Annotated in this window: 13 protein-coding genes; all 13 read right to left on the bottom strand. The window is 55.4% G+C overall.

The window, feature by feature from the left end; translation table 11 throughout:
- Positions 1-47: 47 nt before the first annotated feature.
- Positions 48-7,190: an alpha-amylase family glycosyl hydrolase gene (locus H7B90_RS12525; protein WP_185136216.1), complete on the bottom strand. Its 7,143-nt coding sequence runs from the start codon at positions 7,188-7,190 to the stop codon at positions 48-50.
- Between the two features lie 410 nt (positions 7,191-7,600).
- Positions 7,601-8,726, bottom strand: a protein-coding gene (gene prfB, locus H7B90_RS12520) for a peptide chain release factor 2 (protein WP_376701730.1) whose coding sequence is annotated in 2 segments (ribosomal slippage) — positions 7,601-8,647 and positions 8,649-8,726 — 1,125 coding nt in all. Because the reading frame shifts where the segments join, the coding sequence is not laid out codon by codon here.
- Between the two features lie 98 nt (positions 8,727-8,824).
- Positions 8,825-11,338, bottom strand: coding sequence for a preprotein translocase subunit SecA (gene secA, locus H7B90_RS12515; protein WP_185136215.1), 2,514 nt, complete (start codon positions 11,336-11,338; stop codon positions 8,825-8,827).
- Between the two features lie 143 nt (positions 11,339-11,481).
- A complete protein-coding gene (gene hpf, locus H7B90_RS12510) occupies positions 11,482-12,054 on the bottom strand; it encodes a ribosome hibernation-promoting factor, HPF/YfiA family (protein WP_185136214.1) in 573 nt (190 codons plus the stop codon).
- Between the two features lie 231 nt (positions 12,055-12,285).
- Complete coding sequence (locus H7B90_RS12505; RefSeq protein WP_185136213.1) at positions 12,286-12,483, bottom strand: cold shock domain-containing protein; 198 nt, start codon at positions 12,481-12,483, stop codon at positions 12,286-12,288.
- Positions 12,484-12,673: 190 nt separating this feature from the next.
- Positions 12,674-13,939, bottom strand: coding sequence for a hypothetical protein (locus H7B90_RS12500; RefSeq protein ID WP_185136212.1), 1,266 nt, complete (start codon positions 13,937-13,939; stop codon positions 12,674-12,676).
- Between the two features lie 6 nt (positions 13,940-13,945).
- Positions 13,946-15,136: a UDP-4-amino-4,6-dideoxy-N-acetyl-beta-L-altrosamine transaminase gene (gene pseC, locus H7B90_RS12495; RefSeq protein WP_185136211.1), complete on the bottom strand. Its 1,191-nt coding sequence runs from the start codon at positions 15,134-15,136 to the stop codon at positions 13,946-13,948.
- Positions 15,136-16,083, bottom strand: coding sequence for a dTDP-glucose 4,6-dehydratase (locus H7B90_RS12490; protein ID WP_185136210.1), 948 nt, complete (start codon positions 16,081-16,083; stop codon positions 15,136-15,138). Before H7B90_RS12490 ends, pseC begins: the two co-directional genes overlap by 1 nt.
- 13 nt (positions 16,084-16,096) lie before the next feature.
- Entirely contained in the window at positions 16,097-17,167 is a 1,071-nt protein-coding gene (gene pseG / locus H7B90_RS12485; protein ID WP_260410989.1) for a UDP-2,4-diacetamido-2,4,6-trideoxy-beta-L-altropyranose hydrolase, read from the bottom strand.
- Positions 17,168-17,178: 11 nt separating this feature from the next.
- On the bottom strand, positions 17,179-18,426 hold the full coding sequence (gene fliB / locus H7B90_RS12480) for a flagellin lysine-N-methylase (protein WP_185136208.1): 1,248 nt from the start codon (positions 18,424-18,426) through the stop codon (positions 17,179-17,181).
- Positions 18,427-18,550: 124 nt separating this feature from the next.
- The gene (locus H7B90_RS33395; protein ID WP_311772720.1) at positions 18,551-19,507 is read right to left on the bottom strand and encodes a CatB-related O-acetyltransferase; all 957 of its coding nucleotides are present in this window, start codon (positions 19,505-19,507) and stop codon (positions 18,551-18,553) included.
- Positions 19,508-19,613: 106 nt separating this feature from the next.
- Positions 19,614-20,669, bottom strand: coding sequence for a TylF/MycF/NovP-related O-methyltransferase (locus H7B90_RS12470; RefSeq protein WP_185136207.1), 1,056 nt, complete (start codon positions 20,667-20,669; stop codon positions 19,614-19,616).
- Between the two features lie 32 nt (positions 20,670-20,701).
- Positions 20,702-21,892, bottom strand: coding sequence for an FkbM family methyltransferase (locus H7B90_RS12465; protein ID WP_185136206.1), 1,191 nt, complete (start codon positions 21,890-21,892; stop codon positions 20,702-20,704).
- Positions 21,893-21,898: the final 6 nt, after the last annotated feature.

Below are 21,898 nucleotides of genomic sequence, written 5' to 3'. Positions count from 1 at the left end.
CCGCAGGGAGGCCGCGACAGGGGCGCGGAGAACCGTATTTCGCGGCGTTAATCGACCAATCGGAACAGCCGGTACAGGATCGCCGCCGCCTGCGCGCGCGTCGTCTCCCCTTGCGGCAGGAATTGGCCGTTCGCGCCCTGAAGGATGCCCGCCTGCTGCATCTTCCGAACCGCTTCGAGCGCGTAAGCGGAGATCGAGGCTTGGTCGGCGAACCCGCCGCCTGCGCCTGCGCCCGCTCCCTCCCCGGCTTCCAGGCGAGCTTGAAGCAGCACGGCCGCCTTGTGGATCAGGACCGCCATATCCTGGCGGGTGATCGGATCGGCGACGCCGAACGTTCCGTCCGGCTTGCCTCTGACGATGCCGAGCTTCTGCGCGGAAGCGACCGCCTCGTAGTACCAGGCGCCTGCCTTCGCGTCGCTCAGCGTCGTCGTCGCTCCTTCGTCCGCCAGCCCGAACAGGTTCACAAGCATCGCGACGAATTCCGCTCTCGTGACGCTGCCGTTCGGGTCGAACGCCCCGCCTCCGACGCCGGAGACGGCGCCCCTCGCGGCCAGCGCTCGAATCGCTTCGCTCGCCCAAGCGGCCTGCGGCATGTCGCTGAAGCTCACTTCCGCATAAGCAGCCGCGTACCGGCCGGGCTTCGCGGCCTTAAACGTCGCCTTGCCGGCAGCGGCGTCGTACTTCGCGTTGCGGACGACTTCCAGCTTGCCGTCTTCCCCCACATAGTACGCCACCACTTGATCCGGATTTTCTCCCGGCTTCAACTCGTAATCCAGCGACACGACGACGTCTCCGGCTGCGAACGCGCCGACCGGCTGGCCGTTCGCGCTCAGCGCGATGTCGTACCCCATGCTTCCGCCAAGCTTATCGATCGCTTCGGCTTCCGAGACGGTCAGCTTCACGGTGCCGGAAGCCGCCCCCGCACGCTCAAGCAAACCGGTCGACACGGTTACCGTCGCGAGACCGGTCTGAATGCGGACCGCGTCCACGCCGCCGTCCGCTCCGATCAGCGGTTGAACGGGAAGCTCGACGTTCACCGTCTTCGTCCCTTCCGCGGGTGCCAGCTCCACCGCGAGAGTGCGTCCGGAGGCGTTCTTCAGCGCCTCCTTCACGGCGTCCGCGCCGATCGCGACGGACGCGACGCCCGACGCGTCCGGCTTCGCCTCCGCCTTGACGACGCCGCCCGATCCGGCTTGCGGCGTCTCCGGATTCGTCGTCGCGGGAGGCGTCCCGGTTCCGGATCCGCCCGAGCCGGACGATCTGGGCGTGCCGCTCGCCTCGACGCCCGCCGAGACGTTGCCGGAAGCGTCGATCGTCTGGATGCGCAGCGTGTATTTCGTTCCGTTTTTCAGACCGCTCACGACGGCCCGCTGCACGCCCTTGTCTACGACGACAGGAGCGATCGTGTCGCTGCCGACGACCGTTACCTTCACCTTGGCGAGATCGGCGTCCGCCGGATCCTTCCACCTCGCGGTCAGCTTGCCGCTGCCCGCGGTAATCTTCGCCTCCGTCGCCTCGCCCGGAGCGGTCGTGTCTCCTCCTCCGCCGCCGGTCCGGTGGATCGTCAGCTTCAGCGTCTTCGTCGCCTGGCCGGCGCGCCCGTCGTCCGTGTACCAAGGAAGATCGATCGTCTCCTGGGTCGGCTGAATGTGCAGCTCGAAGACATTCTCTCCCGCGGCCAGCGGGATCTTTTCCACATAGACGTTGCCCTTGTCGTCCATGCCGCCCTCGGGGAGCGGCTGGCCGTTGATCGTGAAGGCGACTCCGTACGGTACCTGGGCCTTGAGCGTGAACTTGTCGTCCGTCGTCTCGTAGGCGATGTCGTCCCCGTACGAGATGCGCGGCATCGTCACGATCATCGGCATGTCGACCCAGCGCAGGACGTAGTCGTTGACCGTCATCTTGTTGCCGCCCTCGTTGCGGATCGTCAGCTTCATGTTCGTGTCGGTCGAGCTGTACGCCCAGTTGCCGTAATCCTCGGCATCGTTCTCGGTCCGGCTGTGGCTCGTGAACGCCTCCGTCGACCAGGAGCCGCGGGTGTACTTGTACTCGATCGACTTGCCGGCCATCATCTTGAACGTGTACTCGACGACGCTTCGGTTGGTCGCCCCGCTCGGCACGTTCAGCTTGCCGCCGTTCGCGGTCCAGCCGTTCAGCGATCCCGCGATGTAGATATCGTCGGTCGCCGGCGTGTAGTCGGGCAGATGCAGCCGGAGCGTGACGTCGACCATGACGAGCTGCGGCGTCACGGAGCGTTCTTCCGAGAACGCCCGGTTGTACGAAGCGTCGAAAGCCGCCACCTTGTACGTATACGCCGTACCGTTGCTGACCGTGTAGTCCGTGTACGAGGTCGCGTTGCGCAGCGTCGCGATCTTCGCGTACGTGCCGCCCGCCGCCTTGCGGTAAACCTCGTAGCCCGCCGCGTCTTCGCCGGACGCCGTCCAGACGAGGTTCGCCTGGCCGGATTCGACGACGATCGCCGCCAGCGACGGCGCCGCCGGAGGCGTCGTGTCGCCCGCATCCGCCACGGCGTCGAACGAAGCCTTCTCCGAGGAGACGAACGTCTCTTCGTTGTCCGTGGACGCCTTCGCGTAGTAGAAGTAAGTTCCCGGCTCGGTCGGCTCGAACTTCGCGCGGTACGTCTTGGCCGTGCCGCTGTCCGCCGCATAGATCATGGCGATCTCGGACGCATGCTCCTCGTCGCCTTCCTTATAAACTACAAGCTGGACGGACAGATGGGGCGCGTCCTGACCCGCGTGCGCCGCGTCGTCCGTGAGGCCCGGCACGTCGACGTCCGCCTTGATGTCGCCCGTCGTATTGCCGACTCCGAGGGTCACTTCCGGCGCCTGGCTCGGCTTCGCCACCGACCGGATCGGGAACGAAGGCGTCGCCGACGCCATGTCGCCGATGAGGCTCTCGCCCGCCCCTTGCTTCGTCGTGACCGCGTAGTAATACTTGATTCCGTTCTCTACCGAGGAATCGGTGTAGGTCGTCGCGGTCACGTCGCCCAGCAGCTCGACGGCTCCCCCGTCGATCGGGGCGCGGTAGACGCGATAGCCGTCCGCTTGGTCGACGGCGTCCCACGTCAGCGTGACGCTGCCGCTTCCCGGTTCAGCCTTCAGATTAGCCGGACTTTGCACCGTGACGAGGTTGCCCTCCGATATCATCAGGTAGCCGGTCAGCGCCGGGACGGTCAGCTTGATTTTGCCGCCGGCGACGGTTCCGCTGACGGTTCCGCCCAGCCGGTCGACCAGCTTCGTTCCGTCCGGCAGGTAGCCGGTGACGTCCGCCTCGATCTCGCTCGGCGCGCCGCCCGCGTTGACGACGACGAGCGCGCCCTTCGTCTCGTTCTTGCGGGCGTAGGCGATCGTGTTGTCCTTCGCGTAAGCGAGCTTCAGATCTCCCGTGCGCAGCACTTCGTTCGCGTTGCGGATTTCGGCTGCTTTTCGATACGTGTTATACAGCTCCGCGTACCGGCCCGTCGCGTCGTACGTTCCGTTCGCGCCGCCGCTGATCCGCTCCCACGGGAACGTGCGCCGGGAATCCGGGTCCTTCGTCCCCGTCAAGCCGACCTCGTCGCCGTAATAGACGGTCGGGGCGCCCGGATAGCCCATCTGGAACAAGGCGATCAGGGCCTGCTGCTTCAGCGCCTTGTCGGTCGCCTCCGGCGCGATCTTCACGTTCTCCTCTTCCCACGTCGGGTGATCCAGCTTCGTCAGCGAGCGCACCGTGTCGTGGGAGTCGACGAGGTTGAGCATCGCCTGCCACGCTTCCTTCGGGTAATCCTCGCGGATGCGCTCGAGCGCGTCGTTCAGGTTGGACGCGTTGGCGGCGTTCGCCGTCTCTTTGCCCGCGTTGATGATGAAGTCCTGGATCGCTCCGCGGAACCGGTAGTTCATGACGGAGTCGAACTGGTCGCCGAGCAGGTACTTCGTCGCCACGCCCCACTCTTCGCCGAGGATGATCGGCTCGTCGATCTTCTTGCCGTTCGCGTCGGTCCGTCCCGCCGCCGACTTCACCGCTTCGCGGAACTTCTGCCACGTGCCGCTGGAGACGTCCGGCGCGACGTCGAGCCGCCAGCCGCTCGAGCCCATCCACATCCACCGCTGCGAGGCGGCGTTCTGCATGGCGGCGGACGCTTCGTCGTCCGTCTTGCCCGTCAGGTCGTAGCCGATAACGTGGTCGCGATAATCGACGTTGTTCCATTCGTGCTGGCCGGCGATCGCCTGGTCGTCGCCCGCCTGCGGCTCCTTCGCGTCCATGGCCGGCAAGGAATCGTAGCCCCACCAGGCGTCGTACGCGAAGTGGGTGTTCGACGTGTCCTTGTCGAGAGCCGTCTGCTCCCCGATCGTGAACCAGGTCGTGAAGCCGAAGTCGTCCGGGTACTTGTACTTTTGCCCCGTGGCCGGGTTGATCTTGCTCGTGAATTCCTCGCGGACCTTCTGCTCCGCCTGCTCCTTCGTCATGCCCGGCGTCTTCGCCTTCAGCGTCCACACCTTGGCCCAATACTCATACGCCCCGATCTCCGGATACTTCTCGTACCGGTCGAAGTAGATCGAGTCGTCGCCCACGTGGTTGAACACGCCGTCGTTGATGATGCGGATGCCCTTCTGGGCCGCCGCCTTGGCGAACTTCGCGAACACCTCGTCGGACTTCTTGCGCGTCTCCTCGTAATTCAGCCCGGAGGCCGGATCGCCCGGCTTGTTGTACACCGGCTCGCCGAACATCGGGTCGAGATGCTTGTAGTCGGTCGCGTCGTACTTATGGCTCGAGGACGCCCAGGCGACCGGGTTCAGGTAGACCGCCGTGACGCCGAGCTGCTTCAGGTAATCCAGCTTCTGCTCGATCCCTTGAATGTCCCCGCCGTAAAATTCGTTGTTCCAAACGCCGTCCGTCTTCGCGTCGGGATAGTAGGGCGCGTTCTCCGGCGAGCTGCGGTCCGGCCGCTCCGGCACGTCTCCCCACTTGCCCCACACTTGGCCGGCCGCCGGGTCGTTCGGAACGCCTCCGTCGTAGTATTGGATCGGCGTCGTCTCGATCTGGCCCGCGTTCGGGCCGGTCTCCGTGCGGACGCCGCGGGAGCCGTCCACCAGCTTCGCCCGGTTGTTGTCCTTGTTGCCGTCGAAGAACCGGTCCGGGAAAATCTGATAAACGACCGCGTTCTTCATCCAATCGGGAGTCTTGTAATCCGCCGCGTACACGGTCAGGTTAAACGGGATCGCCCCGTCCGCCGTCGCCGTTCCCGCGCCTCCGCTGTTGCCGTCGTCTCCGTACTCCGCCTTTTCCGAGCCGTCGATCAGAATGAACTTGTAGCCCCAGATGCCGATTTGGTCGAAAGCGGACTTCGGGATCACGGTCTCGTAGTAATCCTGATCGCCGACCGTCGTCGCCTTGCGCATCGGGTACGTCGTCGCGAGGCCTTCGCCGTTCGTCAGCTCGACGCGGGCGACCTGCACGTCGTCGTGCTTCACGGAGATGCGCAGCGTGAGGTCCTCCGCCCCCTGCTTGATCGCGCCGAACGGCTTCTTGAACGTCACCGACCGGCTGTCGAACGCGATGCGGCTCGTATCGACTTTGCCGTCGTACTTACCGTCGCCGATCTTGTAGTCGGCCTTCAGCTTCTTCGGCGACTCGCCGTTGTCGAAGGAGAACGTCACGTCCGCCGTCTCGCTCAGCTTGAACTTCAGGTTGTCGGAGCCGTTGCCGAAGTTCTCGTCGTCCCAGCTCGCGCCCATGACGACCTTCGCCTCGTGCGCGCCTTCCGTCAGCGTGCGCTGCAGCTTGTAGACCGTGTCGTTGAAGTAGTAGTCGATGAAAAATTGCTTCGCCGTCGACGGGGACCAAGCGTCTTCGCCGAACTGCGTCTGCAGCGAGCCGACGAGCCTCGGCCCGTTCGCTTCCGTCCGCTTCGGCGCGTAGCGCTCGATGCCGTTCACCGTCGCGTCGTCCGGCACGGCGATGCGCGCTTCCTTCGTCTCGCCGTTGACGTAGAAGTTCACCTTCGCCTGCTTCGGCAGGGTGAACTGGATGTTGTTGCCGCCGTTCGAGATGCCGCTGTCCCAATCGCCGTTGCGGGTGATCTTGAACTCGTAGGAGCCCGCGTCCAGCACGGCGGAGTAGGCGTAATAGTCGCCGACCAGATGCTTCATCCGGGTGGCGGTGCCGTCCGGCTTCCAGTCGGCGGACTCGCCGAGCCCCTTCTGGAAGCTGCCGGCGAGCACCCAGTTCGTCTTGCCGCCCGGCTGCTCCTCGATGGCGTCCGGCTTGAGCTCGGGGCCGGTCTCGCCCACAACGATCTTGCTGTTGCCGTTCGACGCCGTGATCGGGTTCGTCGGGTCGTTGAAGTAGAGCGCTTGACCCGCGAAGTTGGCGATGAACTTGTACTCGTACGCGCCGTTCTGGAGAGCGGCCGTCGTGTAGGTCAGGACGCCGGCCTGCTCCTGCAGCGGCTGCTCCTGCGCCCAGTCGTCGAAGCTCCCCTTGACCGAGTAGGTCGCGGACGGAAGCGGAAGCTTCAGGACGCCTTGGGCATCGGCAACCGCTTTCAAATTGTCGCCTTCCGTCCAAGTTCCGTTAAGCAGCAGCTTGTACTCGTACTCTTTATTGGGCTCCAGGCCTTCGAGCTTCAGGTACGATTGCGTGGAATCGTTTGCATCGATGACCTGGGAAGGTCCCGAGCCGTTGCCCCACTCGTTAAACGTCCCGTTAGCCATCCATTGGATCGAGCTCGCGGGCAGATTGAACGTTACGGAGCCGTCTTCGTTCGCCTTCGTCGCGGCCGCGAGCGCCGCATCGGCAGCCAGCGCGGACGGTTCGGCGGACGGCTGCTCGCTCGGCTGCGCCGGCTGTCCGTCCGGCTGCAGCGTAGGCTGTTCAGCCGACGGTTGCTCGCTAGGCTGCGCCGATTCCCCGTCCGGCTGCTGCGTTGCGTTCCCGCTGTCCGGAGCCGCCGTCCCGTCGGACGCAGCGGCGGCTTCGCCGGCCGGCGTCCCCGGCTCTTGCGCCGCGGGATCCCCCGTCGCCGCATCGACCGTCGCTTCGATCGGAGCGACCGCCTCCTCGGCCGCGGCTCGGCCTGGATAAGCCCCCAGCGCCAGCTGCGCGATCAGCGCGATGCTGAGCAGAATGCCCCATCCCTGACGCCGGAGCGACCGTCTTCTGTAACGAGACCTTTGCGATTGCGTCTCCATGCTCTTCCTCCCGGGTTTCATAGTGGATAAGCCTTCATCGATTGCCTTGCCCCTGTTGCCACAACCGCTTATTGCCGCTTGGCCTTCGCTTTCCCGACATGGCCAAAACCGATCACGCCCCAACCGCCGGTACCAAGCGGCTCGAGCCGAAAGCCATGCCGTTCATGCCGAGATCCAAACTGCTTTTTGTGCATTCGTTTGCGCAAACGTTTGCACAAATCTGTATCGCCAGCGGTCTGTAAGCGCTTGCGAACTCATCTTTCATCCTAGCATCGCTTAAGCGGGATCGTCAATACGCAACTTTTCCAGAACCTGCTTGTCTCGCTTCCCTTCCAACGCAAAATGACCCCGCAGCCTCCGCCGAAAACCGACGGAAACGCAGGGCCTTGCTTATGAGGGGGTTCAGCCTCTTAACCGTTCGCTTCCGGCTGCTTGATCTGGCTGCGCAGGTAACCGTCGATGAACGCGTCGAGATCGCCGTCCATGACCGCCTGCACGTTGCCCGTCTCGACGCCGGTGCGGTGATCCTTCACCATGCTGTACGGATGGAACACGTAGGAGCGGATCTGGCTGCCCCAAGCGATGTCCATCTGCTCGCCGCGGATGGCCGCCAGCTCCTTCTGCTGCTCCTGAATCTTGATCTCGTACAGCTTGGACATGAGCATCTTCATCGCGCGGTCGCGGTTCTGAATCTGCGAGCGTTCCGTCTGGCAGGCGACGACGATGCCCGTCGGAAGGTGCGTAATCCGGATGGCGGATTCCGTCTTGTTGATGTGCTGGCCGCCCGCTCCGCTGGAACGGAACGTGTCGACCCGCAGATCTTCCGGCCGAATCTCAATCTGCACGTCGTCCGGAATCTCCGGCACGACGTCGCACGAGACGAACGAGGTATGCCGGCGTCCCGACGCGTCGAACGGCGAGATGCGCACGAGGCGGTGAACGCCCTTCTCCGCCTTCAGGTAGCCATAGGCGTTGTAGCCCCGGACCATGATCGTAACGCTCTTGATGCCCGCCTCGTCGCCCGGCAGATAGTCGAGCAGCTCGACCTTGAAGCCGCGCTTCTCGGCCCAGCGGGTGTACATCCGGTAGAGCATCGACGCCCAGTCCTGCGACTCGGTGCCTCCGGCCCCCGGATGAAGCTCGAGAATCGCGTGCGACTTGTCGTACGGCTGGTTCAGCAGCAGCTGAAGCTCGAAGTCGTCGACCTTGCGGACGAGCCCCTTCACGCTCTCCGTCCACTCCGCCTCGAGATCCGCGTCCGACTCCTCTTCCAGCATCTCGAGCATGGCTTCCAGGTCTTCCTGCTCCGAAGAGAGCGCTCCGTACTGCTCGACGACGCCCTTGATCGCGTTCAGCTCGGCAATGACGCCTTGGGCTCTCTCGTTATCGTCCCAGAAGTCGGGTGCCGCCATCTTCTCCTCGAAGTTGGCGATCATCTCTTGCTTCAGATCTAAGTCAAAGAGACCCCCTAAGTTGCTGGAGTCGCTTCGCGGTCTCGCGAAGGTCTTGCTTAAACGTCACATCGATGTTCGACATGTTGATCATCCACCTCTTCGTTCCAAGTTATTCGTCGGAGTTGACGCACGTAACGGTGCCCGGCCGATCGACGCGCCGCAGCACCGTTACGATTCCCATCAGTCTATGCGACCGTGGCACATTTTGTATTTCTTGCCGCTGCCGCAAGGGCACGGATCGTTGCGTCCGATCCGCTGCTCGGCGCGCTTGGCCGGGCGCTTCGCGCCTTCGTCGGCCTTCGTGTCCACCGCTTGTCCTTCGGCGACCGCTTCGCGCTTGACGTTGCTCTCCACTTGGGCCTTCATGATGTACAGCGTGATCTCTTCTTCGATCCGCTCGATCATGGAGAGGAACATATTATGCCCTTCGAACTGGTACTCGCGGAGCGGATCGTTGCCGCCGTAAGCGCGCAAGTGAATGCCCTGGCGCAGATGGTCCATCGCGTCGATGTGGTCCATCCACTTGCTGTCGACGGCGCGGAGCACGACGACCTTCTCGAACTCGCGCATCGTCTCGGCGCCGATCTGCTCTTCGCGCTCGTTGTAGTAAGCCTCGATGCGCTCCATGAACCAACTGACGAGCTCTTCCTTCTCCTTGCCCCACAGGTCGTCCTTCGTGACGCGGTCTTCCGGCAGGAAGTTCGTGTGCGCGTAGGCGACCAGCGCGTCCAGATCCCAATCCTCCGGCACTTCTTCGCCCGGGCAGTGGTTGTCGACGGCGCGCTGCACGACGTTCGCGATCATGCCGGTGACGATCTCGCGGATGTTCTCGGAGTTGAGAATTTGGCGACGATCTCCGTAAATCTTCTCCCGCTGCAGGTTGATGACGTCGTCGTACTGGAGGACGACGCGGCGGGCGTCGAAGTTGCTGCCTTCGACCCGCTTCTGGGCGGACTCGATCGCGCGCGTGATGAGCTTGCTCTCGATCGGGGAGTCCTCGTCGAAGCCGAGGCGCTCCATCATGCCCATGATATTGTCGGCGCCGAACCGGCGCATCAGTTCGTCTTCCATCGACAGATAGAACTGCGAGGAGCCCGGGTCGCCCTGGCGTCCCGCGCGGCCGCGGAGCTGGTTGTCGATCCGGCGGCTCTCATGCCGCTCGGTACCGATGATGTGCAGCCCGCCGAGCGCGGCCACGCCTTCGCCCAGCAGAATGTCGGTACCGCGGCCCGCCATGTTGGTGGCGATCGTCACGGTGCCATGCTGGCCGGCGTTGGAGATGATGGCGGCCTCTTCGGCGTGGTACTTGGCGTTAAGCACCTGGTGCTTGATGCCCTTCTTCTTCAGCATCTCCGATACGCGCTCGGAGTTCTCGATCGAGACCGTGCCGACGAGGACCGGCTGGCCCGTCTGGTGCCGCTTGACGATCTCGTCGACGACGGCGCGGAACTTGCCGTTCTCCGACTTGTAGACCACGTCCGGAGCGTCCTGGCGGATGTTCGGGCGGTTCGTCGGCACCTGCACGACTTCGAGCCCGTAGATCCGCTTGAACTCCTCTTCCTCCGTCTTCGCCGTACCGGTCATGCCGGCCAGCTTGCGATACATCCGGAAGTAGTTCTGGAAGGTGATCGTGGCGAGCGTCATGCTCTCGTTCTGAACCTCGAGGCCTTCCTTCGCTTCGATCGCTTGATGCAATCCGTCGCTGTAGCGGCGGCCCGCCATCAGACGGCCGGTGAATTCGTCGACGATGACGACTTCATCGTCCTGCACCACGTAGTCTACGTCGCGCTTCATAATAAAGCGCGCGCGCAGAGCCTGGCTCACGTGGTGGTTCAGCGTCACGTGCTCGTGAGAGAACAGGTTGTCGATGCCGAACGCCTTCTCCGCCTTGCTGACCCCTTGGTCGGTCAGCGAGATGCTGCGCATTTTCACATCGATCGTGTAGTCGTCCGTCTCCTTCAGGCCGCTCACGAAGCGGTCGGCGGCGTAATAGAGCTGCGTCGACTTCTGCGCCTGGCCGGAGATGATCAGCGGAGTCCGCGCTTCGTCGATGAGGATCGAGTCCACTTCGTCGATGATGGCGAAGTTCAGCGGACGCTGAACCATCTGTTCCTTATAAAGGACCATGTTGTCGCGAAGATAGTCGAACCCGTATTCGTTGTTCGTTCCGTACGTAATATCGCAAGCGTAAGCGGCTTGCTTCTCCTCGTGGCTAAGGCCGTGCAGGTTGCAGCCGACGGTCATGCCGAGGAACTCGTACACCTGTCCCATCATCTGGCTGTCGCGCTGGGCCAAGTAATCGTTGACCGTGACGACGTGCACGCCCTTGCCGGCGAGCGCGTTCAGATAGACCGGCAGCGTGCCGACGAGCGTCTTCCCTTCGCCCGTCTTCATCTCCGCGATCTTGCCCGAGTGAAGCACCATGCCGCCAAGCAGCTGCACGTCGAAATGGCGCATGTTCAGCACGCGCTTGGAAGCCTCGCGAACGACGGCGAACGCCTCCGGCAGAAGGTCGTCCAATTCCTCGCCCTTCTCCAGACGTCCGCGGAATTCCTCCGTCTTCGCGCGCAGCTGTTCGTCGCTTAATCCCGTTAAAGAGGACTCCAATGCGTTGATCTGATCCACGGTCTTGAGAAGCCGCTTCACTTCCCGTTCGTTGGCGTCTCCGAATATCTTTTTTACCAGTCCGAGCATAGTTTGACCCCTTCCTTATGCGGGTATGGCCGTATCTACTTATTTTAGCAGTTTGACGATGGGGGGGCAAGGAAGGGCGGCGCGCAAGCGGTTATCAAAAAAGAGCCTCCCAGGGGTTAGCCGGGAAGCTCTCGTTATGTTCTCTATTCGGCGGATACGATCAGCCCGTACTTGCCGTCGTTGCGGCGGTAAACCACGTTTACTTCCCTCGTATCCGAATTGGCGAATACATAAAAGTTATGTCCGACCATGTTCATCTGGAGAATCGCTTCCTCGACGTCCATCGGCTTCAGGTTGAAGCTCTTGGTGCGCACCAGCTCGTACTCCTCTTCCTCCTCGTAAGGCGCCACCGCCGTCGTGCCGCGGGAATAGCCGGTTCCGTAGTCCTCCTTGAAAAGGGTTCTGGCCGTGCCGTTCTGGCGAATCTGGCGGTTCACCTTCGTCTTGTGCTTGCGGATTTGGCGTTCGAGTTTGTCCACTACCAGGTCGATCGAGGCGTACATGTCTTCGCTCTTGACTTCCGCCCGGAGCAGAACGCCCGCCAGCGGAATCGTAACCTCGACGGCATGCATGCCCTTGGTGGCGCTTAGCGTCACATGCACGTCGGATTGGGGAGGAGCTTCGAAATACCGTTCCAGCCGACTCAGCTTCTTCTCGACGTAATCCCGAAGAGCGTTCGTCACTTCCATGCGCTGACCACGAATATTGTACAACATAGGCAATCCTCCTTTGCTGCCTTCATCATACCACATCGGGAGGAGCCGCTTCAAAACATTCCGTTAATAATTTTGAATTTTTTGAAAACTTGGCTCAGATTGTGCAAACGCTGTCGAAACAGGGCTGCAGACAAATGAAAACCTCGGATCGCTCCGAGGTTGGGTGGCCGGCAAATCGTTTCAGGTAACCGGGTTGCTGTATACGTATGTGGCGCCTTAAGCGCCGAATGATTACACCTTAACGACGTTCGCTGCTTGCGGGCCTCTTGCGCCTTGCACAATGTCAAATTCAACGGCTTGCCCTTCTTCAAGGGCCTTGTAGCCGTCCATTTGGATCGCGGAGAAGTGAACGAACACGTCGCCGCCTTGTTCCGTCTCGATAAAGCCGTAACCCTTCTCTGCGTTAAACCATTTCACTTTACCTTGCATTGGCTAAACATTCCCTTCATCTTCAATTGACATAGGCGATTTGGCCTGGCCCACAACCCGAATATACCATCCGGTAAAGATTGGTGTCAATGGGGTTTTTGTAAGCGGTGTCAACGTTGGTAAATATCCTTAAATACAATACGCGGTATTCATTAATTCCCGATAGTTCGTCTTCTCGGGATTGAGGGGATTATTTAAACAACTCTTCGTTGTTAAGCAAGAACTCCTTCATGGTCGCTTCTTGAGGATAGAAGGAGAAATGGCCGCAAAGAATGTTCTGGATGGAGCACATCACCTTGGATTGCTCGACGCATTTGTGACAGAGATCCTCTTCATCGAGACCCATCACGCCCTCCCGAGGAGCCATCTTGAAGCCTCCAAGATTCGACCATAATTCCCTGCGAAGCAGAATAGCCCCGATACTGAACCGGTGTGGGATGACCGTATAGGAGAACCCGTTAGCCGAGACCTCGTTCGATACTTTGTCCAACGGGAGGCTCTGTTCCCAGATCCATTTGGCCGCCTGTCCGTCGTGGTGGCATTTGATCCGATTCGCCGCGTGTTTGAATTCGCCGAACCGTTCTTTGTATTCGGCGCCCTTGCCGATAATCTTCAGGAACTCGACGTGGGAATAGCCGTTGACGTTCAGAAGAGGAGCGACGAAGCCCGGGTCGTAAAGCCCTTCCTCTTGGATGTGCAGGTAACCGTCCAGCAACTTATTAAAATAGTTTTCCGTGATGAAAATGTCCTCATCCAATTTATAAATCCACTCTGCTTCCGGGTGGTTGAGGATCGCAATATTCTGAATAAGCGCTACTTCGTTAACCGTCGTATGAAGATAAGACCATTGCCGATTCTCCGCCATCTTGTCCAGTTCTGCAGAATAAATTCCCGAGGAGCATAGGCAGATATCCAAGTCGGATGGGGCATAGCGGGCGACCCTCTCCAAGGTATATGGCCATAGATAGGATTTGTATCCCGCCAGAATGACCAGCACCTTCTTGCTGTTCTTTCTTCGGTCGACGAATTGATAAATGTTATGGTCATCCACCAAGTTATGAAGACGGTTAAGCTTCAGGATCTCTCCAATCTCTTGGGCTTCTCCCGAATAGAGACGGATAACCATCACTCCCAGCTCGGCTACAAGCTTAATGTGGTGATAAATTAACGCTTCATTCGTCGAAGAAATAATGATCGCCTTGATGCCGCGATGTAGCGCGTCCTCAAGAGTATGCACAGGCAGGCCGAACTGCGTCGTACCGATCACATCGGGATCATGATCCAGGATCATCGAGAACTTATTCCTCTCTGATTCCAGCATCTTCAGAAGCCATCCGGTATGAACACCCGCTTCGTAAATGGCCACTTCGTTGTCGCGGAAATTGGACAGCACGTCTTGGAGGTACAGAATCCGTAGATCCATGTTTTGAATGAATTGGGCTTGCTGTAGGAGCATATCTGATTATCCTCTCTCGCGCAGCTGTTTTGTTGTTTGGGTGACCGCTTGAATGACATCTCTCACGTCATCCGCCGTCATTCGAGGAAAAATCGGCAGCGAGATCGCCGTCTCGTAATACTGCTCCGCATTCGGACAGCCTTCCGCCGAGTAGCCCAGCCCCTTGTAATAAGGCTGTCTGTAAACCGGGATGTAGTGAACGTTGACGCCGATATTCTGAGCCCGTAGACCCTCGAAGATCTCCCGGCGAGTAGCGCGGAAGTTCTCGGTCTCCCATCGAAGTACATAAAGATGCCAACTTGAATCGGCGTCTGGATGCTGCTTCGGCATGACGAGACCCGGAATCCCTTCAAAGGCTTCATTATACGTTCGCGCAATGTCCCGCCTCTGTTGGACGAATCGATCCAGCTTGCGAAGCTGCGAAGAGCCCAGAGCGGCCTGAAGGTCGGTCATCCGATAGTTGAAACCAAGCGCGTGCATCTCGTAGTACCAGGGGCCATCATTCCGTTCGAGCTCCTCCGGATTGCGGGTCATGCCGTGATTGCGGAAAAGCAGAAGTTTGCGGTAATATTCCTCGTCGTCCGTTACGATCATGCCGCCCTCGCCGGTCGTGATATGCTTGACCGGGTGGAAGCTGAACATGGTCATGTGGGCAATGGAACCTACTTTACGTCCCTTGTAAGAAGCCCCAAGAGAGTGGGCGGCGTCCTCGATGACGACAAGGTTGTGTTTCTCCGCCAGAGCCATGATCCGGTCCATCTCGGCCGGCTGGCCGGTGAAATCGACGGGTATGATCGCCCGCGTCCTTGATGTAATCCGCTCCTCCACCCGGTCCGGATCGATGTTGTAGGTATGAGGGTCGATGTCGGCGAAAACCGGCTTGCCGCCCTGGTACAGCACGCAGTTGCTGCTGGCCAGGAAAGTGATGGGCGAGGTGATGACCTCGTCGCCCGGTCCGATGCCAGCCGCGAAGCAGGCGCCATGCAGGGCGGCCGTGCCGTTCGAGAAGGCGACTGCGTACCGGGCGCCCACGTGCTCTGCGATCGCCTGCTCGAAGGCAGCGATAGCGGGACCTTGCGTGATGAAGTCACCGCGCAGCACCTTCATGACCGCTTCGCGATCTTCGTCGTCCAGCCATTGGCTGCCGTACGGGAGCATAGAGGTACGGATCGGATTCTTCGGATCGAAGTTGTCCATTAACCGAGTCCTCCCGATGAGATCCATTCCCTTGTCCGTCGGATCCCCTCCTCCAGAGACACCCGGGGCTCCCAACCGAGAAGACGCTTGGCCTTGGCGGAGTTGCAGAGCAGCTTCTGAATCTCACTCTGCGGATGGATGTGCTCGACGTGCCGAATCCGGTCACGATCCCCTGCAATAAGCAGCGCCAAGTCATTAATCGAGATGTCCCGCCCTAAGCCCGCGTTTACGATTTGTCCATTCACCTGCTCCGAATATCCCGCTTCGACTACAAACCGCGCACAATCCTCCACATACAAGAGATCCCGGGTCTGCGTGCCTTCGCCATAAATCGACAATATCTTGCCATCGAGTTCGTTCTTGATGAAGATAGCGACGACGCCGCCTTCTCCCCCCGTTTTCTGATAGGGACCGTATGTATTGAACGGGCGAATGACGACCGTCGGCAGTCCATAGGCGTGGAAATAGGAGAGAACCATATTCTCGGCACCGATCTTCGCTCCCGCATACGGGGAGGCCGGCTTCACCGGATGTTCTTCCGTAATGCCCGTCTCGTCCGTGCATCGGTCATAAACCATGCAGGTACTCATGAAAACGACCTTCACGTTATGCTTGCGGCATTGTTCCAGGATGTAGAAGGTACCCGCGGTGTCGTTGTTGAACGTGGTGCGGGGATCGTCGATCGAGTCCTGGACGTTAATCGAGGCTCCGAGGTGGTAGCAGATATCGAAGGCGTACCGGTCGAACAATTCCGTTAGCAAGGGCTCATCCAATATTGATCCGCGGATGAATTCCTTGAGGCCTGAATGGTTCCGGAATTCCGCGATATTCGCTTCCCTGCCATTAGACAGATCGTCCAGAATCCAGACGGAATGCCCGTCGTCGAGCAGCCGCTTGGCCACCCATCTCCCGATAAAACCGGCCCCGCCGGTGAGCAGGATATTCAAGTCGTACACTCTCCTAGCTAGTTGTATCTTCGTTCATCATCTGCATCATGGTCGCTATGATCGGACTTTCCATTCTTAGAGGATCGCTCGCGGTCAGATTAAACGCCTTATGCGTCATTTCAGTTAGAGCCTGCGGCGACTCCAAAGCTCGGCTGATCGCTTCAGCGTAGACCGTCTCGTTCGAGTCAGCGCCGTTTCCCGTAAAAGTCACGGCGCCCTGCTGTGCAGCGTATCGCACGCTAGCCGCTTGGTTGTCCGCCACCACCGTAACGGCCGACGGCAGTCCCAAGTAACAACGCTCCCACATGGCGACTCCCCCCGCTCCGAGCGCGTAGTCGGCTTGCGAGATGAGCTCCGCCATATTCTCCGCCTGAACGTGCAGCATCGTATGGGGGATCCGGGCGCACAGCGAGGCGATCTCTTGCCGGAACGGATTCGAGGAACCGACGACCACTTCCGTATGAAAAGGAGGGGCACCGCCGGGCCACTGAGCCAACGCCCGGAGCGCCTTGGCCGTCTCGTTCGTCGGGTCGCTTCCGCCGAAGAAGACAAGCAATTTTTTCACGATGCCGTCTCTCATTCTCAGAGACCTTCTCGCTTCGTAGAAGGTCGGGCGAAGCAGCAAACAGCGGGGACCTAGCAGTTGCACGCAACCGGGCGGAACCAGCTCGACGTATCGCGTCTCCATTCGATCGTAGGCGTTCTGGTCGACGAGGATGTCACACTTGTGCGGGCGGTTGGCGAGATCGTCGATAACGAGAAGTCTACCAGCCAATGGCCCCACCTTAGCTTCCCACATGCGGTCGATTCCATAATGGTCGACAATGAGCCAGTCGACCGGTTGGGCCGCTTTTTCCAAAATCGCCTTCGTGGATATCGCGTCTTCCTCTGGACGAAATTGGTCATTCTTCGACTCGATCCATTCGACAGAATAACCCTTGGTTCGAATATATTCGCCAAGGTGACCCGAAAGCCTCCTGCAGACGAAGATAGAATCAACGCCGTGCTCGCGAAGGCTATCGGCCAGAGTCAGACAGCGCATCACGTGTCCCGTACCGATCAAAGTTGACGCATCCGTCCGCATGTATGCCGTATTCATGAAGAATGTACCATCACGACCAGGGACAGCGGACCTAAGGCGTTCACTTGTTCTTCCTCGCAAATATCGAGAACCATCTGTCGGAAGCCTTGCATATGTTCGAAATTTTTGGTGAACGATTGGATCAGCTTCACGACAAGATCAACGCTAATGCCGCCATGATGGGCGGACATTCCGATAAGCTGCGTCCGAAGCAGCGAATAGATAATTCCGAGGTAACACGTATTTTCAAAGAAACTTCGGTTGTTGGTTAATGGGAAGGCCGTAGAATATATATAGTTCACGATATAATTCTCGAATATGTATTCGTACTCTTCGATAAAAGGTTTATAGTACCGTTCTTTAATATTCTCGAAATATGGAGTGAGTTCGACGATATTTTGACCATTATCCTCTTGCATGCCAGCAAGGTAATCACTCAAACATTCACCATATCTGCGATTATTCCAAAGCTTCTTCTCCAGAATGCTCAGAAGGATCCTGTTAAGGAGCTTTAACTGAAACTCAGGATCAGCCGGAAAAACAGCTTCTTGATTCAGTTCGCTTCCTTGTTCCAACTCAGCCAGAAAATTCTCGATGAAGCCGGAGATGCTACGTTCTTGTTTATGAGCCCTTAACTCTTCAATTTGATCCGCCAGAACGGCCAGCTTCATAAAGCGGTGCTCTAGCCGATAACGGCGGTCCTGCATAATCCGAATGGCCGCAATGCGGATCTCCCAGAACGAATTGGCCAACGGGTTTGTCGTATTTTGAGTAGCGAACTTCGAACTGATTTGGAGGTTACGCCAGGTCAACTTTGGTTCATAGGAAAATTGGATTCCGGCAGGGTTCAACAAAGCGACTCTAGCCGCTTCCGGGCAGGACAATTCGGTGGAAACTTCCTGAACACCGTTCACCATGTTAACAACCCGCGGATAAGTCGCGCATGTTTCAGATAAATAATCTTCTCCCAACGCAGCCTGGATCGAACACATTCCATCGGTTAAAAATCCGCAATTACCCGTTGCTTGGTTGATATTCATTCTGGCAAAATGGTCTGGCGTTCTCTCGTTGGCCGGATTGATCGTAATCTCGGATTTAAACTTCTTGCGTAATCCGGAATGCGAGACCTTCTTGTACTTCTCCAAAGTCTGCCGATCGACACTCACTCTCCAGCCTGCACAGCAAGTATCCTCGCAAGCTGCTCCAATGCATTTGAAATCGCGCATGTATTCGGGCATTAAAGCCTGTTGGCCGGTCGTCATAGTCCATCAATTCCCTTCCAACATTTAGCTATTATTTACAGCACTTCTTATAGGTTAAAGAATAATAATTGCTTTTACCTACCCAAAAGGATTTAACATGTAATATATTGTCTTCTAAACATGATCAAACATGCTCCCATTCTTGTGAATCCACAGAGAATTTAGAAAAAAACAATCGTGGGGATTTAAGATAGGGAGCTCGCTCTGCTATTTTCCCATCACTCCAGTCCCACCATTTTACTCTATTTAAAATTTCTATCTCCTCCGAACTAAAACGATACTTAATTAACTTGGCTGGAACTCCGGCTACAACTGCATAATCAGGAACATCTTTATTAACAACAGCACCAGCAGCAATAATTGCTCCATTTCCAATAGTCACACCGGGGAGAATTATCACTCCTGCACTTATTAAAACGTCATTCCCTATATAAATCCGGCCATTTTTCGAATTGCTTACTTCATCAACAAATTCCACCCCATATTCATCTAACAGGCCCAGTGGAACATTTTCATGTCCTCCGAGTATGTTTTTGTTCTTATACAAAAATGGGTGTGTACTTATTAGTGAGTGTGGATGGTTTATCATACCTATTAACACATTTTCATTAATTGAACAAAAAGCTCCTACACTTTGTAGTAACGACCCCTGAAAACAATGTTTTTCAACACCATAGCTATACTTTCCAATTGAGATACCATTTATTATTCTATTATTCCGAGTCGATTCGTTAGGCTTTAAATCGTTTTTTCTGATTAGAGAAAAATAATTCTCCTTTTCAACATATCCCAAATCGGTCAATTGCTTAGATATTTCATAATAGTACATACTCGCTATAACAATGATTACATTACTCTTATCTTCTTCTACGAGTTTAGTAGGACTTTCAACTCTTGTTCCAAAGAGTACTGTGCCCTGTTTAGTCTGATCGTTATCCACAAAATAATTTATTTCGAAATATAATAACCGTAGAGCAGCAAATACGTTTTTCCCAGCTCTACCTGTACCAAAAATTACTATTTTCTTATTTTCAAATAGAGTATGATGATCTGATATTGTATCTAGAACCTCATTTAACACCGATCATTCCTCCAAAATATATTAAAAACTACTCGTCCTATATTTAAACGCGATTAGCTTCAGAAATAAATAAAGGGGGTCCCCCCCTTTTTCAAATTATTTGAATTTAAATCTTTATCGCAAATCGAACAGACATATTTACTTTTGTCATCAAAATATTTATATTGTTTTCTTCAAAGTACTGATCTGTAGCTTCTCGTGCACCTCTTAGAACTCCATAATCATCAACAATAAGAACTCCCTTTTGAACTAGTAGCGGATACAAATGAACGAACTGATGGTAGGTTGGCACATACCAATCAGTATCTAGTCTAAGGAGCGCAATATTTCCAGGTACAGTTTGCGGAATTGTCTCTTCTACTTTCCCCTTTACTGTTATTATTTTATCTCTTGGGTAACCTGTGCTATATAACTGTTGTAAGACGTTGTCTTCTGTGGAATAATTTTTCTTGAAATCCACTTCACCCAATTCATTCCAGTCATCCCTAAATAAACTCGTCCCATTCCAAGATACATCTTTCTCCGTTGGGTCAGGCATTTCATCATAAGTGTCATAAAGATAGATTCTTCTAGATGTATCGCCAAATTCTATAAGCGACAAAGCCATAATCATAGCACTGCCTCCATGCCAAACGCCACATTCAACAAAATCACCGGGAAGATTATTTTTCACAATATACTCTACTGATTTATACAAATTATATTTTGCATTTGTTAAAGTAAGTGAGTATGGTACCGTTTTACCGACCATAGGAATAAAATTATCTTCCATGTCATCATCAAGCAAATAAAAATCCATAATGGACTTACGATAAAAATAGTCAAGTTCATTTCTTTTTTCTATGTATAGGGAGAGTAACACTTCACTTGCACTTTTAAAATGCAAATGTTCTATAAAACCCATCCTTTTTAATTGTAGTGATATTTCTGTAAAGAAACTAGAAGCTATAATAATTAACACTTTGCTTTTATTCTCCCCTATTAAATTTGTGGGAGGAGCTACTACTTTTCCACTATACATTTTCCCTTGTTTTTCTTTATCGTTATCCACATAATAAGAATATTCCAAGTAGTTTCTTGCAATGCTATCGAAGAACCTCTGATAGCTTCCTGTCCCAAACACAACTAGCTTCTTATACTTAAGTTCCTCAAGGATCCCCAATGTTAGCACCTCTTTTTGTCTAGTTATTAATACTAATTCTGAGTCATATCCATCCAATGGTTCTTATATGCCCAAGTTGTAAAATGAGGATTAAAACCCGTCTCGACTTTATAGTTGATTATAGAAAATAGCTCCTCAAGTTTAGGAAACGTATATTGCCCATTAATACAATGGTAACTAGCTATTGCGAAATTTATTGCCTTCTCTCTCAAAAACGTTAGAGATCCAGAAATAGCTTCTATTTCCGCCCCTTCGATATCCATCTTCACAAAATCCAACCTGTTTAGACCTAGCTCATTAAAAGCCGTTTCCAGTGTAACCACGTTAATTTTCGATAAAAACGATCTTCCACTTTGGTTTGAGTATTCTACAGCTGCAGAAGATGACCCTCCCTCGGAATAAAAACTAATCTCTGTATTTGCCGAGTATATCCCTTTGTTAATTGGAATTACATTTTTCATATTTAAATTTTGTATATTTTTGATTAACATCTCGTAATTTTGTTGATCTGGCTCGAATGCAAAAACTTTCCCACTTGCTCCTACCATTTTAGAAAATAAATATGTTGATACACCGCAATATGCTCCACAGTCGAACACAATATCACCCGGTTTTGGACGATATTTAAATAAATAAAGCTCTAGCGGTTCTACACCTTCTATAATCGAGCTAAAATAAAACGATGTATTAATCTTGGTAAGCATATGTTCCCTAGGTGCAGAAAAGTCAACAATCTTTTTTTCCCCTATCGTAACAGGCAATACTGAATTAATTAAGTATTCAAAATTCGTGACAGTGTCATAAAGATAAGGATTTATATTATTAATCGATAAAACAATGCTCTGCTTTAACTCCTCTCGCGAAATAATTACTTTAGAATTTGAATGCATTATAGAGATCCCTAGCTTCTCGGCTTCAATTACAGAATTAAAATAACAGTCAACATTTTTCTGTTCATCGAGAATACTATTTGACACGCCAAGTTGATGAAGATCAGAATAAATTTCATCGTAATACGAACTAGTGATTACAACCAGCACATTCTTTTTTTCAACCAAATGGAGCATTTCCTTTGGAGAAATAATTGAAATATCTTCAATCTTATCACCCCATTTTTCACTATCATTATCGCTAAAAGCAACAACTTTATACTTCTCTTTAAGAAACGGCAATGCTCTAGTACCTTTTTGCGAGGCGCCAAATAATACTACCTCTACCTTCAATATTTA

This window comes from Cohnella xylanilytica (assembly GCF_014212175.1).
Classification (GTDB): Bacteria; Bacillota; Bacilli; order Paenibacillales; family Paenibacillaceae; genus Cohnella; species Cohnella xylanilytica.
The sequence above is the reverse complement of the archived record's forward strand: the minus strand, read 5'-3'. Positions and strand labels throughout refer to the sequence as shown.

Coding starts and splice junctions, on each gene's coding strand:
- H7B90_RS12525 (WP_185136216.1), bottom strand. CDS start 7,190: ATGGAGACGCAATCGCAAAGGTCTCGTTACAGAAGACGGTCGCTCCGG.
- secA (WP_185136215.1), bottom strand. CDS start 11,338: ATGCTCGGACTGGTAAAAAAGATATTCGGAGACGCCAACGAACGGGAA.
- hpf (WP_185136214.1), bottom strand. CDS start 12,054: ATGTTGTACAATATTCGTGGTCAGCGCATGGAAGTGACGAACGCTCTT.
- H7B90_RS12505 (WP_185136213.1), bottom strand. CDS start 12,483: ATGCAAGGTAAAGTGAAATGGTTTAACGCAGAGAAGGGTTACGGCTTT.
- H7B90_RS12500 (WP_185136212.1), bottom strand. CDS start 13,939: ATGCTCCTACAGCAAGCCCAATTCATTCAAAACATGGATCTACGGATT.
- pseC (WP_185136211.1), bottom strand. CDS start 15,136: ATGGACAACTTCGATCCGAAGAATCCGATCCGTACCTCTATGCTCCCG.
- pseG (WP_260410989.1), bottom strand. CDS start 17,167: ATGCGGACGGATGCGTCAACTTTGATCGGTACGGGACACGTGATGCGC.
- fliB (WP_185136208.1), bottom strand. CDS start 18,426: ATGACGACCGGCCAACAGGCTTTAATGCCCGAATACATGCGCGATTTC.